The organism is Burkholderia sp. PAMC 26561 (assembly GCF_001557535.2).
Lineage (GTDB): Bacteria > Pseudomonadota > Gammaproteobacteria > Burkholderiales > Burkholderiaceae > Caballeronia.
The window spans coordinates 2,425,919-2,440,652 of sequence record NZ_CP014306.1 but is presented as its reverse complement, the minus strand read 5'-3'; the positions used below and the strand labels follow the sequence as shown (position 1 = coordinate 2,440,652).

At 62.8% G+C, this 14,734-nt stretch carries 9 protein-coding genes; 5 read left to right on the top strand and 4 right to left on the bottom strand.

Going from position 1 to position 14,734, the window contains the following annotated elements:
- The first annotated feature begins 114 nt into the window (after positions 1-114).
- The 5 genes from thiC to AXG89_RS11215 all read left to right on the top strand — a co-directional run bounded on the left by thiC (position 115) and on the right by AXG89_RS11215 (position 5,230).
- Positions 115-2,046, top strand: a complete 1,932-nt coding sequence (gene thiC / locus AXG89_RS11230) for a phosphomethylpyrimidine synthase ThiC (protein ID WP_062169721.1) — start codon at positions 115-117, stop codon at positions 2,044-2,046.
- A gap of 219 nt (positions 2,047-2,265) precedes the next feature.
- A complete protein-coding gene (locus tag AXG89_RS11225) occupies positions 2,266-2,478 on the top strand; it encodes a glycine zipper 2TM domain-containing protein (protein ID WP_061999017.1) in 213 nt (70 codons plus the stop codon).
- 188 nt (positions 2,479-2,666) lie between these two features.
- On the top strand, positions 2,667-3,128 hold the full coding sequence (locus tag AXG89_RS11220; RefSeq protein WP_119024633.1) for a hypothetical protein: 462 nt from the start codon (positions 2,667-2,669) through the stop codon (positions 3,126-3,128).
- 190 nt (positions 3,129-3,318) lie between these two features.
- Positions 3,319-3,450 carry a hypothetical protein gene (locus AXG89_RS44140; protein WP_257792706.1) on the top strand — a complete coding sequence of 44 codons (132 nt, stop codon included), beginning with the start codon at positions 3,319-3,321 and terminating at the stop codon, positions 3,448-3,450.
- A gap of 181 nt (positions 3,451-3,631) precedes the next feature.
- A complete protein-coding gene (locus AXG89_RS11215) occupies positions 3,632-5,230 on the top strand; it encodes an L-lactate permease (RefSeq protein WP_062169717.1) in 1,599 nt (532 codons plus the stop codon).
- 15 nt (positions 5,231-5,245) lie between these two features.
- Here the strand turns inward: AXG89_RS11215 and arfB are convergent, their stop codons facing one another.
- The 4 genes from arfB to recC are packed head-to-tail and all read right to left on the bottom strand — an operon-like array spanning position 5,246 to position 14,692.
- A complete protein-coding gene (arfB, locus tag AXG89_RS11210) occupies positions 5,246-5,650 on the bottom strand; it encodes an alternative ribosome rescue aminoacyl-tRNA hydrolase ArfB (RefSeq protein ID WP_062000790.1) in 405 nt (134 codons plus the stop codon).
- Positions 5,651-5,655: 5 nt separating this feature from the next.
- Positions 5,656-7,623, bottom strand: a complete 1,968-nt coding sequence (locus tag AXG89_RS11205) for an AAA family ATPase (protein WP_062169715.1) — start codon at positions 7,621-7,623, stop codon at positions 5,656-5,658.
- Positions 7,620-11,309 carry an exodeoxyribonuclease V subunit beta gene (gene recB / locus AXG89_RS11200; protein WP_119024632.1) on the bottom strand — a complete coding sequence of 1,230 codons (3,690 nt, stop codon included), beginning with the start codon at positions 11,307-11,309 and terminating at the stop codon, positions 7,620-7,622. The genes AXG89_RS11205 and recB overlap by 4 nt, the downstream gene beginning before the upstream one ends.
- A complete protein-coding gene (recC, locus tag AXG89_RS11195; RefSeq protein WP_062169713.1) occupies positions 11,306-14,692 on the bottom strand; it encodes an exodeoxyribonuclease V subunit gamma in 3,387 nt (1,128 codons plus the stop codon). Before recC ends, recB begins: the two co-directional genes overlap by 4 nt.
- Positions 14,693-14,734: the final 42 nt, after the last annotated feature.

The following is a 14,734-nucleotide window of genomic DNA, read 5'->3' as shown; positions in this document are numbered from 1 at the left end:
CGAATTTCTTGTACGCGCGCCAGCCGGCTGGGAACACCGTCCCCATAGCAACCATCTGCATGGGACCGGACTGAGCGCCCAAGCGCCCAGTCCGGTCGACACAGGAGAAACCGCATGAACGCCAACCCGAAATTCCTGTCTGCTGACGCCGTCGTCGACGCCGCCGCCATCGCCCCGCTGCCCAATTCGCGCAAGATCTACGTGACGGGCTCGCGTCCCGACATCCGCGTGCCGATGCGCGAAATCACGCAATCCGACACGAACGAAAGTTTCGGCAGCGAGAAAAACCCGCCGGTGTATGTCTACGATACCTCCGGCGCTTACTCCGATCCGGAGGCCAGCATCGATATCCGTTCGGGCCTGCCGGCGTTGCGCCAGGCGTGGATAGAAGAACGCGGCGATACCGAATCGCTCAGCGGCCTCTCCAGCGATTTCGGCCGCGAACGCGCCGCCGATCCTGCCACCGCGGACTTGCGTTTCAAGGGTTTGCACCGCACGCCGCGCCGTGCGGTAGCGGGCAAGAACGTCTCGCAGATGCACTACGCTCGACAGGGCATCATCACGCCGGAAATGGAGTTCGTCGCGATCCGCGAGAACCAGCGCCGCGCGGAATATCTTGAATCGCTGAGGACAAGCGGTCCGAACGGTGAAAAGCTCGCGGCAATGATGGGCCGGCAGCATCCAGGGCAGGCTTTCGGCGCCAAGGCGTTCGGCGAAGGTGCGCCGAAGGAAATCACTGCCGAGTTCGTGCGCGAGGAGATCGCCCGCGGCCGCGCGATCATCCCGAACAACATCAACCACCCGGAAAGCGAGCCGATGATCATCGGGCGGAATTTCCTGGTGAAGATCAACGCGAACATCGGCAATTCGGCGGTGACATCATCGATTGGCGAGGAAGTCGACAAGATGACGTGGTCGATCCGCTGGGGCGGCGACACGGTCATGGATCTCTCGACCGGCAAGCACATTCATGAAACGCGGGAATGGATCATCCGCAATAGCCCGGTGCCGATCGGCACGGTGCCGATCTATCAGGCGCTGGAAAAAGTGAACGGCAAGGCCGAAGACCTGACGTGGGAAATTTTCCGCGACACGCTGATCGAACAGGCCGAACAGGGCGTCGACTATTTCACGATTCACGCGGGCGTCTTGCTGCGCTACGTGCCGATGACCGCGAACCGCATGACCGGCATCGTCTCGCGCGGCGGCTCGATCATGGCGAAATGGTGTCTCGCGCATCACAAGGAGAGCTTTCTCTACGAGCACTTCGAGGACATCTGCGAAATCATGAAGGCCTACGACGTCAGCTTCTCGCTCGGCGATGGCCTGCGCCCCGGGTCCATCTACGACGCCAACGACGAAGCCCAGCTCGGCGAACTGAAGACGCTTGGCGAGCTGACGCAGATCGCGTGGAAGCACGACGTGCAGGTGATGATCGAAGGTCCGGGCCATGTGCCGATGCAGCTCATCAAGGAGAACATGGACCTGCAACTCGACTGGTGCGACGAAGCGCCGTTCTACACGCTCGGGCCGCTCACCACCGACATTGCGCCGGGTTACGACCACATCACGTCGGGCATTGGCGCCGCGATGATCGGCTGGTTCGGCACCGCCATGCTCTGCTACGTCACGCCAAAGGAACATCTAGGCCTGCCGAACAAGGACGATGTGAAGACCGGGATCATCACGTACAAGCTCGCCGCACACGCCGCCGATCTGGCCAAGGGTCATCCGGGCGCGCAGGTGCGGGACAATGCGTTGTCGAAAGCGCGTTTCGAATTCCGGTGGGACGACCAGTTCAACCTCGGCCTCGACCCGGACAAGGCGCGCGAATTCCACGACGAAACCCTGCCGAAGGACTCCGCCAAGGTCGCGCATTTCTGTTCGATGTGCGGCCCGCATTTCTGCTCGATGAAAATCACTCAGGACGTGCGTGAATATGCGGCTAAACAGGGGGTGTCGGATATCGAGGCGTTGAAGCAAGGCATGCAGACCAAGGCCATCGAGTTCGTAAAGAAAGGCTCGGAGATTTACCAACGGACTTAAAAACTCACGCACGATGAAAATGGAAACGGCCCGCCACATGCGAATGTGGCGGGCCGTTTGCTTTGTTCTGCGGAATCACCCGATCGGGCACTGTTTCTGCTCTCTGATTGAAAGAATCGGCGGGACCTGTTTTGTCGTCCGGGGAGGATGCGAGACAAGAACACGCCGATTCCGCGACACCTGTCACACCTTCTTGATTTATCGATTTGGAGAGTTGAAATGAACAAGATCAAACAGATTGGCGCTGCTGCTCTCGTGGTCGCACTTCTTGGTGGCCTGTCTGCCTGCGATCAAATGAGCACCCGTCAACGCGATACTGCCGTTGGCGCTGGCGTAGGCGGCGTGGCTGGCGCGGCCCTAGGCGGGAGCGCGCTTTCGACCGTCGGCGGAGCTGCGGCGGGTGGCATTATCGGCAATCAGGTCGGCAAGTAAGTTTTCGTAGAGAGCGCCCGATGGCTATTGGCCGCTTGTGATTCGATGCGGTTTCATCGTCATGAAACACGTCGAAATATTCGCGGCCTCACCAACGCTTTCCCACGTTTCAACGATGCGCTAGGCTCCTGGTATCAGGTTCTCGTTGTTCCGAACATCGCGTTTCTACGCAACCGAGGAGTCGAATCATGAACCCGAAGCTCGCAGCCGCAGCCGCAGCCCTCGTGGGCGCCTTGAGCTTGAGCGGCTGTTACTACGTGCCTTACGGATACTATCCGTCTTACCCCGGCTACCCCGCGTACGCCGGTCAGCCGGTGGTCGGCACGGCGCAGGCGCAACGTGAGATTCCTGTGGCGCCGGACGGGGCTTCCGGTTCGGCTCCTGCGCAGCAGTACGACAACACTCAAAACGCACAGCAGAATTCAAGCAGTTATGCCTCTGCCGCGCCGCCGCCCGCAGGCTACGCGCCACCTCCCGCCTACTACCCGGCTTACCCTGTCTATGCCCCATATCCGGCGTATTACGGTTATCCGTATGGCTATGGATACGGCTATGGCGGTCCAGCGGTTTCGATCGGCTTTGGATTCTGGGGCGGTGGGCACGGCGGTGGTGGCTGGCATGGCGGTGGCGGCCACGGGCATTATCACTAAGGGTTCGGATTAGTCCCGCCTTACCCGTTTGATGTAACCGTTTCACACCAGCCGCGCCGAAGTAGCGGCTGGTTTGTCTGAAGGCGACGTTGCTCGGCCGGTAAAGCCCTTCAAGCCGATCTGGCACGGTTTTCGCTCCTGCCTCCGTCGAAAGCGCCGTTTCGCGCGCTCCGTCAGGGGACTCCTTATCATGCTGGTCTTTACGCTGATCCTTCTTTGGCTCGCAGCTTGCCTGGGCGTACTCTCCGTCTGGGTGCTGCGCGATGCGCCGTCCACAGATGCGTCGCCTGGCGCCGCCGTGCAAGAGCCGACCACTCAATAGAACGAGACAGCCGTGGGTATTCATCCCTTGACGTCTGTCCACATCGCCCTATCCTTAGTCGATACACGTTCGCCGATCACTTACTTAATGCGTTAAAAGCGCGCTGACGTCTGGATCGCAACCGCGATCGCCAGAATCGGAACTGCCGCGCGTCCTTGAAAAATAAGAACCAGGAGACGTTATGTTCCACCAGATTCTGACGCCAGTCAGCGGCTCGCTCGGCTGGTCTTTCCTCGTGGCGGCGCTGCCCATTATTGTCGTGCTCGTGTTGCTCGGATGGGCGCGCAGACCTGCGTGGCAGGCGTCTCTAGCGGGACTCGTCGTCGGGATCGTGATAGCGATCGGCGTGTGGCATTTCCCGGTAGGACTTGCTCTCGATTCTGTGGCAGCCGGCGCGATGTTCGCCGTCTGGCCCGTGATGTGGATCGTCTTCGCGGCCATCCTGCTCTACAACATTGCACAACGCTCCGGCCGCTTCGAAGCATTCCGCATGTGGATGATCGATAACCTGCCGAACGACCGGCGCATCGTGCTGGTTGTCATCGGCTTTTCTTTTGGCGCGCTGCTCGAGGGTATCTCCGGGTTCGGCACGCCGATCGCGATCACGAGTTCGCTCTTGATCCTGCTCGGCTTTCCTACGCTGGAAGCGCTGACGTTCACGCTGATCTTCAACACGGCGCCGGTTGCGTTCGGCGCGCTGGGCGTGCCGATCACCGTGCTCGGCGCCGTTACTCACCTTCCCACCGATGCCCTCGCAAAGATGGTCGGCCGCCAGTTGCCGTTCTTCGCGCTGATGCTGCCGTTCTACGTGATCGGTGTCTACGCGGGCTTTCGCAACATGCTCAAGATCTGGCCGGTGCTGCTGGTTGCCGGCGGGACGTTCGCGCTCACGCAATTCGTGACATCGAATTTCATCAGTTACTCGCTCACCGATGTCCTGTCGTCACTCGTCTCCCTAATCCTCACGATCGCGTTCCTGCGCGTCTGGAAACCCGCGCCCGATGAACGCTTCGCAGTGAACGTGGATCGCGTGGCGCAGACACGCGGCAAACTTTCCGGCGGACATGGCTGGGTGCCGTGGATCGTGGTGTCAGTGGTCGTGATCGTGTGGACGGTGGCGAAGATCTTCATGATCGGCGATGTAAAAGTGGCATGGCCCGGACTCGACAAAGCCGTCTTCATCACGCTCTACAACCAGCCATATGCCGCAATCTGGGATTTCCAGCCGCTCGCTACAGGCACGGCCATCCTGGTCGCGGCGATCATCACCGCGTTGATCGTGAAGCTGCCGGCGCGTGAATTCGGCGCATCGATCGCGGACACGTGGATTCAGACCCGCATCGCCATCATGACTGTGGCGACGATCGTCGGGCTTGCGTACCTGATGAACTACTCCGGGATGAACTACACGCTCGGCCTGGGCGTGGCGTCGGTGGGCGCGTTTTTCCCGCTGGTTTCCGCTTTCCTCGGCTGGGTTGCGGTGTTCCTGTCGGGCAGCGACACGTCCGGTAATGCGCTCTTCGGCAATCTGCAAGTGGTCGCCGCGCGACAGCTCAATCTCAATCCGATCCTCATGGCCGCGACCAATTCATCAGGCGGCGTGATGGGGAAAATGATCTCGCCGCAAAACATCTCGACAGGCGTTGCCACGACGGGACTCAAAGGCAAGGAAGGCGTGGTGTTCGCCAAGACGTTCAAGCATTCCATCCTTCTGACGGTACTGCTCGGCGTGCTCGTCTGGCTGCAGCAGAACGTGCTGACGTGGATGATTCCGCATTAAAGCTTTGGTGGCGGATCAATCGCCGACCACTCGCCCGCGCGTCGCTTTCACGGCGCCGCGGCGCACTTTTCCTTCGACTCTTCTCACCTGCGACGCACGCGTGGGTTTTGTCGCCACACGCGTGCGCCGGACGATACTCACACGCTGGACCATCTCGTCGAGCCGGGCAAGCGCCGCGGCGCGATTCATGTCCTGCGTGCGGTGCTCCTGGGACTTGATGATGATCACGCCGTCGCGCGTGATACGGCTGTCGCGCAATGCGAGAAGCCGCATCTTGATCGACTCGGGCAAGGACGACGCCCGTATGTCGAAGCGCAAATGGATCGCGCTGGATACCTTGTTGACGTTCTGGCCGCCCGCGCCTTGCGCGCGCACGGCGATCAGCTCGACTTCGTTCGGCTGGATTGCATAGTCGATCATGTAATTCACGATGCCGCCTCCACAATGCGTGCCGCCAGCCCCGAGTCACGCCGCGTCGGCGTCTGGACCGCATGCGCAAAAACCGCCGCCGAGCCGATCACGTCAACGCGGCTACGGGCGCGCGTGATCGCCGTATAAACCAGTTCCCGCGATAACACGCGGCCGAACGCGTTTGGCAACACGAGCGCGGCGTGATCGAACTCCGAGCCTTGCGATTTGTGGACCGTCAGCGCGAACGCCGTATCGTGAGGCGGCAGCGCAGCGGGCGAGATGGCGCGCAACGAGCCATCGGCCAGGCGAAAGCAGACCTGCATTGCGCCGCCGGGTGTTGGCAGCGCAATGCCGACATCCCCGTTGAATACGCCAAGCGCATAGTCATTGCGCGTGACGATCACCGGCCGGCCGGCGAACCATTGCGCGCCCGTAGCCAATGTCACCGAAGCCGCCGCCCGAACCCAGGCAGACACACGAGCATTGATCTCATCGACACCACGCGGCCCATGACGCGTTGCGGCAAGTATGCGAAAGCGGTTGAGGGCATCGAATAGCGGCGCTGCGTCACTTCCGGTTGCCAGCGCTTCGGCGAGCGCTCGGGCGTAGGGTTCGAAGCCGGCGTTGAGAAGCGCGAGCGTACGGTCGGCGAGATGCGGGCCGGCGTCATCGATGAGCGTTGCATCGCCCCCGGCCCACAACGCCGCAAGCGCTTCGTCCACCGAACCGCTGCGAATCGCAACTGACAGCCTGCCAATATCCGATTCCAGCCCGAACCGGTAATTGCGCTGCAGCCATACCACGCAATCAGTCAGCGGGCTTTGCGCCTCCGCCATGGCGACGGCCGGCGCGGCCGGATGCCAGTCGAGTTCGGCGTAGGCGTCGCCCTCCGGCATGGGATACCACGCGGGCTCGAGGTCCGGCTCGACCGATAGCTGATCCTCCTCAGCCCTCGGCAACTCACCGATAAACCGTTCCACCGGCACCGGCAACGCCGCAGCAATCCGCTCCACGCCGCGCTGGCTGAAAACCAGCCGCGCGCTCAATTCCGCGAACACGGCGCCCGCTTCCACGGCCGCCAACTGATCCTTGTCGCCAAGCATGATGAGGCGAGCGTCCGGCGCAACCGCTTCGAGCAAGTGCGCGGCGAGCGCGACATCGATCATGGATGCTTCGTCGATCACGATTACATCGAACGGAAGCGGGTTATCGCGATGATGCCGGAAGCGCCCGTTCACCTGCGTGCCGAGCAGCCGTTGCAATGTGAACGATGTGCTGGGCAGGCGTGCAGCCAGTTCCGGCGGCAGACTGCCGGCGCGTTCGGCCAGCGCCTCCTGCATGCGCTGCGCGGCCTTGCCCGTTGGTGCCGCAAGCGCCACGCGCAAGGCGGGGTCCTGGTCGAGCAAACAGGCGAGCACGCCGACGACCGTCGTGGTCTTGCCTGTTCCGGGTCCGCCGCTCACGATCGTCAGGCGTCCCGACAACGCCACCAGCGCCGCTACGCGTTGCCAGTCGATGCCGTCGCCGGCGTTCTTTGATGCGGTGAAGTACCGTCCCACTCGCGCTTTCAATTCGTCTGGACCAACTGAGGCGAAGTCCGCCTTGGACCGTTCGACCAACGCCCGCGCGAGCCGCCGTTCATAGTCGAAATAACGCGCAAGATAGATGCGCTGGCCCGAATCGATGACGAGCGGCAACAGGTCCGCAGCCACTTCCTCGCCATCACACACAACACCGCTCGCGAGCAAGGCCTCGCGCACAGTGCCGGGTTGGTCACCGTATCGGCGCGCCAATGCGGCGAGTGAAATGCAAACATGGCCCTGCGTCGTCGCCCGGCTTACGGCGAACGCGGCGCGCTGCGCCCATCGGGTGTTGCCGGCATCGCGTTGAAGGCGCTTCGACAACACGCCGATCCTGCGCGCGAAACCATCGGCGAGCGCCAGGCTTTCGTCGGCGATGAGATTCAGATCTGGCGCGTTCATGCGGCGACTCCTTGCATCAGGCGGTCGAGCGCCTCGATCAGTTCAAACGACGGCTTGCCGACATGCACGCCCGCAGGGTCGCTGCCATTGCGCCAATCCGGACGCACGCCGCGAATGAACAAATACAAATACCCGCCGATGTGCCGCTCGAACGCATATTCACGCAACCGGATCTTCAGATAGCGATGCAACGCGACCACATAAAAGAGCGCCTGCAAGTGGTAAGCGTGCGAAGCCATTGCAGCGTCCAGCGACGCACCGCTGTAATCGGCCGGTGCCAGACCAAGATGATTCGACTTCCAGTCGACAATCCAGAAGCGCCCCTCGTGTTCCACGATCAAGTCGATAAAACCCTTCACGAAGCCGCGCAAGGTTGCAGCTTCGAGTGCGACATCGGGAAAGCCGTGCGCGACGAGCACGCGCCGCAACGCTGCGAAATCCAGCGATTGCGCCGGGAACAGGAATTCGAGTTCGTTCATGCGGCGCTTTGGCGAAATCATGTCGAGCCGCATGCCCGGCACGAGTTCGGTCTTCACCGTATCGGCGAGAACGCGCGACATCATCAACGGGAGATCCGTTTCCGGTGCGTCAAAAACGGAAAGCGGAACGGGATGTTCGTGCAAGGCTTTCTTGATGGCCTCAGGCCATGTCGCAGGCTCCGTGAAATCCGCCAGTTCGTACATCCTGTGCAGACACTCGCCTGCCGACGGTCCGCGCGGAAACGCGAGGATGTCGTCGGGATCGAGTGGAACCGGCGTCTCGGGCAACGGAGGTTCGAGAGACACAACCGCATCGATGCGGCCGTCGTGGTCCGGGCGTTCGTCGGCGGGTTGCGGCTGGTTCGATTCTTCGCGCGCGCCGGCCGCTATCATGGAACTGAAGCTCGCGGTACGCCAGTTATCGCGCAGCACACGACGACTCGTCCGCGGCTCGGGCGAAAACGCAGCATCGCGGCGCACGACCAGCGGTTCGCGGACATCGATGACCGGCAACGGCTCGACCGAAATCGATCCGGTCGCGAGCGCTTGCCAGGCGCCGATCACATTGTCCTCTTCGGGCGGCTCGGCCAGCCAGTCGCTGAACTCGCGGCCCGCTCCCGCGACCAGCCAGTTCAACACACTGCGCCGCGATTCCTTCGCCGACTTGCCGATCAGGTACACGCCGCCCACCACATAACACCGATACACCGCACGCGTCAGTGCCACATAGACCAGCCGAGCACGCTCGGCTGCCTGCTCGCGCGTCGCCAGGCCGGAAGCGCGCTCACCTTCTTCATCGGTATAGCCGTAATGCAGGACGGCTGCGCCTTCGTCGTGGTATTCGCGGGCATCGGGAAGGCCGGACGAAGGTGGATCGCGCAACGCGCCGTCGTTCAGGAACGGGCAAAACACGACCGCATATTCAAGTCCCTTCGATTTATGCACGGTCACGATCTGCACGAGGTTGCGATCCGATTCCAGCCGCAATTGCGCGTCCTCTCCCCCACTCTGCTCCGCGCGTTGCGCGGCGAGCCAGCGCAACGTCGGCGCAATGCCCGGTTGCACCGCGCCGCGCGCCTGGATCAGCTCGGCGAGATGGTTGACGTTCGTCAAGCGGCGTTCGCCATCCGGCCCGACCACCAGGCGCTGCGCAATGAACAACTCGCGCGCGAGCGTGCGCCACATGACCGCGAAGCCGCGCTCGTGCCACAACATGCGGTATCGCGAGAACCGCTCGACCCAGCTCATGGCGTCAGAGGCATTTTCTACGGTCTCGCCATGCTCCATGTTCCATAGCTCGGATGCATCGAGGCCGAGCCAATCGGTTGCAAGCGCGGCGCGAAGGCGACGCAGGTCGCCAGGGGTATCGATAGCCGCCAGCACGCGCTCGATCTGCTCGGCGTCGAGCGTGCCGAACACCGATGCCTGCGCCAATTCCACACTGCCCACGCCCCAGTTCGCAAGCACGCGCTTGACGAGACTGCCCTGCCGGTGAGTCTGCACGAGCACGGCAATCTGCCCCGGCGACAACGGCTTCTCGCCGATCAACACTTCGCCGTCCTGCGCGCCGCGCAACAAGCGCACGATCTCGGCCGCGCATGCCTCGGCGGCCTGCCGGTTCGCGTTCGTCTTCGACAACACCGATTCACCTTGCGGCAAGAGCCAGACGCAAAAATCGGCGGTATCGGAATACGCGGCTGACGGCGTGTCATCGGTGAAAGGTTCGCGCTCGCGCGTCCCCGCGCGCACGGGCTGATATGTGAGGCCATCGAGAATGAACGCTGTCGGATTCGTGCTGAAAATCCGATTGCAGGCGTCGATGATCGGCGCTGTCGAGCGCTGGTTGACCGCCAGCGTATATCTCGCCGATGCCTCTTCACGCGCCTTCAAATACGTATGCAGATCTGCCGCGCGAAAACTGTAGATGGCCTGCTTCGGATCGCCGACGAGAAACAGCGGCCCCTGCGGCGCAAAGATCCTGCTGAAAATGGCGAACTGCAGCGGATCGGTATCCTGAAATTCGTCGATCAACGCAGCCGGGTAGCGGGCACGCAGCGCGTCGGCGAGCCACGGGTTGGCGTCGAGCGCCTGATACAGGTTCGACAGCAGATCGTCGAACGAAACCACGCGACGCGTGCGTTTGCGCGCCGCCAGTTCGAGCGGCGCGTAATCGAGCCACTCACGCACGATCCCGAGCCACGCTGCGCGCTGCGCCGCTTCCGCGGCAGCAGCGGCGGCAGCGAGCGTCTCCGCATGGTCGAAGAACACGTGCGCGGGCGGCTCGTTCTTCACCTTCGTGCCTTTTTTCAACGCGCTTGCGGTGAGCTTCAGCGCTTCCTTCGGGGGCGCCGCGTGACAGTCGTTATCGGCGAAATAATCGGACCATGCGGCAATCGCGGCGTCGATCAATGCACGCTTGTGCGTGGTCTTGCTGAGCTTCGCTTCGGCATCGACGAGCAATTGCACGATGGTCGCGCGCTCTGCATGCCAGAGCGCGCAGGCCGTGTCGAACAACACCCGTGCGTCTTCCCGCACGCCTGATTCCATTTCGCCCCAGCGCAGCGCCGCCAGCGGTTTTTTCAAGCGGCGCGAAAGCTGTGCATCGAGCGATGCCGGCCCGGCGCCCTTGCTCACCAGCCACGCAGCGAATGACGAGTCACGCGCCGCGGCGGGCTCGACCCGTTCACGCCAGAAGTCTGCCGCCATTTCGAAACGCAACGCGCTGTCGTCGGCTTCGAGTTCGAACGCGAACGGCATGGTTGCCGCAAACGGCGCCTCTTGCAGCGCGCGCTGGCAGAACGCGTGAATGGTGTGAATAGCGGCCTGATCGAACGTGTGCAGCGCAATCCGGATACGCTTGAGCGCTTCCTCCGGATCGACACGCTCGAGCGTCGTTTCGAACAGGCGCTCGATGAATGCGTCACCCGCCGCGTCGCCTGTTTCCATTGCATGCGCGATCTGCACGAGCCGCGAACGGATGCGTTCGTGCAATTCGGCCGTCGCCGCCTTCGTGAACGTGACGACGAGAATCGCGTCGGCGGCGAGCTTCTTTTCGAGCAGCAGCCGGACATAAAGCGCGCAGATGTTCCAGGTCTTCCCTGTCCCTGCCGATGCTTCGATCTGGTTCACGCCATCGAGCGGACACTCGAAGACATCGAGTTCGCCGATGCTCACGGTCGTTGCCATATTTGTTGCCATATTCGTCATGCGTCGCTCCGCAAGTGCTGCTTGAGCGGCTCGAAAACGAGACGAGCGAGCGTGGCGAAAGTTTCATCGAGTCTCAGATCCGAGCCACGAAACGCGATGCGCAAAGCAGGATCATCCGACTCGCCACGCGTCCTGTCCGATATCCACATGCCCTGCGCCTTGGATTCGCTCTCCGTTACCCACGTCCACGCGCTCTTGGGGAAGAACCGCAATGGCAACCTCCGTCCCGCGCGATAAAGCGCCGCAAGCGTCGCAAGGTGAGCAAGAGGGTCGGCGACAGGCGTCAGTTCGAAACCGCTCGATTGCGCGCCGCGCCCGTGCCATACCGTGCGCCTCGGACCGTCGGGCAGCGCGGCGCAATATGCGAGATGGGCAAGCCACGCGGACAGATAATCGCGCGCACGCGGGACGTCGTACCGGTAGATGATCTGGCCTTCGTCGGTCAGCAGATTCAACGTGCCGTGGATTTGCATTGGTTGCAGGGCGTCCGCCTGCAACGTCGCGTCATAGCGTCCGAAGAGTTCGGCGTCGGGCCAGCGCGGCGCGATGTACAACGCAAAAGGCAAACGCGACGCGCCTACTTCCGTTGCGATCCGAACGCGATTGGCAAGCGAATGCAACGCGCCGATCTCGCGTGATTGCCACACGCCGCCCGTCGCACCGCCCGGCATTTCCGGACTTGCACGCGCAACCCGGCGCGCGCGCTCGAGCGCACGAGTTTCGTTTTCAACGGTGAGTTCAAGCAGCGACGGCAACACACGGTCAGCGAGCGCCGCACGGCCGGGATATTCAAGCTCGAACGGTTCGGTATCGCCGAGTTCGCTTTCAGCGTCGAACAGCGCGATGCCAAGACGATCGCGCAGGATCGCTCGCGCCGGATGGCGCCAAAATCGCTCGAAGTCATCGAAGGCGATGGGTTCGACGTCTTCCGCCGGCAACGGCACGCCGAAGAATCTGACCGACGGCTCGGTCTTGCCGAGCGCCAGCGTCCGGGCAAGCTCTGCACGCTCAGGCTCATAGGTGAACAAGGGATTGCTGAAGTACTCAGGCGCGAATGGTTGCAGCGGATGCTCGAACACAAAGCGGCTGCGTGCCGCTTCGAGTTCCTTAGGCGACGCGTCGTCTCCCGCGACCGTCACGGCGAGATGATCGAGCAGTTCATCGATCAGCGCAGCGGGCGGCAGTGCGGCGTTGTCGCGAATGCTGCGTCCGGTGTACGCGATCATCAATCGATCGCGTGCAGCCAGCAGCAAGTCGAGGAACAAGTTGCGCTCGTCGTCGCGGCGTTGACGATCGCCGAGCTTGCCGAAACTTGCCATCAGGTCGAATTCGTCGGCACGCGCGAGACTTGGCAACATGCCGTCGTCCATGCCGAGCAAACAGATCACGCGATACGGCAAGCCGCGCAAGCTCGTCAGCGACGAAAACGTCACACCGCCCCACGGCACGCCGCCACGCGCGGCATCGTCCAGGGCATCCGTCAGCGCCGTGCGTAATACATCTGCGGAAATTTCGCTTTCGGCCGCGCCCTCGTTCATTGAAAGCATCAGCGAGTCGAGCGTTGCGCGCACATCGGCGATCGAATCGGCGAACGGCAGGCCAGCATCGAAAAATTGCGTGAGCGCGGCGAGCAGCGTTTGTGTCCACGCCGCGGGCGGGCGTGGTGTGGCGACGCGCTCGCCGAAGGCATCGATATCGTCGATGAAACGCGTCAGCCGCCCGAGCAGCTCCGAATCCGATCCGTGCGCGCCTTCCACGGGCAGCCATTCGTCGACAGGAGCGCCGCCATCGGGCAGCGCGTAGCCAAGGAAGAGCCGGGTCAGCGCATCCGAAAACGTATGGCGGGCTGCAGGAACATCCACGCCAGTGACGGCCGAAGGCGCGAGACCACGCCGCGCGCCCGCCGCCGCCAGCCATGTCTGCGCGGTTTCGAGCGCGACGGCATCGATGCCATAACGCGCCGCGACCGCATCGACCCGCAGCCATTCGATCAGTTCGGGTGCACCCACGCTGCGCTCGGGCAGCGCCAGCCAGTCAAGCAGCACACGCGCGACAGGATTCGCCTGCGATGGCGGCAGACCCGTGATCCGATACGGAATCCGCCGACGCTCCCCGGCCACGCCGGGCGGCGCAGTGCCGAACACGCCGTCGATCAGCGGACCGGCTGCGGCCAGATCCGGAAACGCCACGAGTACGTCGGACGGCTGCAGTCCGTCGACCTCGTCGAACCAGCCGAGCAGGCGGTCGTGCAGCACTTCGAGCTGGCGCGACAGACTATGGCAAACATGAATCTCGATCCCGGGTTCGAGAGAGAGTGCCTCCTCCGCTCCGGACGGCGCGTCCAGGTCGAGGATGGCGTTCTGCACGTGCGCGAGCCAGCTCGGCGCGGCGTTGTGCTCGAAATGACTGGCTTCCCGCGATGCTGCACTCTCGGTCAACTCATGCAGCATATGCAACTGTGCCTGCGTCTGGCGGCCCCATTCGGCAAGCAGCGGATGCCCCACCTCCTGGAAGTCCAGCTTGCCTGCGAGTTCGAGTTGTTCAACCCGTGCCTCGCTGACAATATCGAACCAGAATTCCCGGCACGGATTGATGGCGTAAATACGGACGTCGATCCAGCGCGACAGTTCACGCAGCAACGCAATATGCAGCGGCGGCATGGTCGGCAACGCGAACACGCTGACGCGCTCGGGCCACTCCGCCTTCATCACGGCATCGAGATCCAGCTTCGGCGATTCGGTCAGGAACTTGTACGCAGGCGGCGTGGGGTCACGCGCGTCGGTATCGAGCGCAAGATCGGCGAGCAGTGCGCGCCACAGATCGGCCTGCCAGCGTTCGTCTTCGCGCTGGATGGCGCTCGCGCCGGGCAGGCGTGGACCGTTGGCATCGATCGCGCCGCCGGTGGACGCCATGATCGAGCCGCCCGCCTGCCAGTGCTGCAGCCATTCCGGGCGGTATGTCAGATAGTGATCGAACACCGTCGCAATACGGCGCGCGAGTTCGTAGCGCATGGAATCGTCGGCTGCATCCAGATACGCGTGAAGCCGCGACGAACCCTCGGGCGCCGTGTCCTCCATTGCGCCGAGCAGACGAAAGCACCGCCACACCAGCCGGTCCGGCGCAAAAGGAGAATGCTCGGGCACCTGCAACACGCCGCCAATGCGCGCCCACAACCATTGCGCGAGATAACACAGGTCCACGTTGGCGCAGATTCCGAAGCGCGCTGCCGTGTCGAGTTCCAGCCGCCTTCGCACCGCCGCGCTCGGCACGATGATGGTCCTGCTTGCAAAGGGGTCACCATCATTGAGCGCGAACGCGGCAACGTCGTCCAGCAGCGCCTGCGACAGCGTTTCATGGCGGTTCGAATAGAAAAGTTCGAGCATGGATCCTGCTAGTTGAGCGTGAAAGGCAACGGCTCGTTCGGC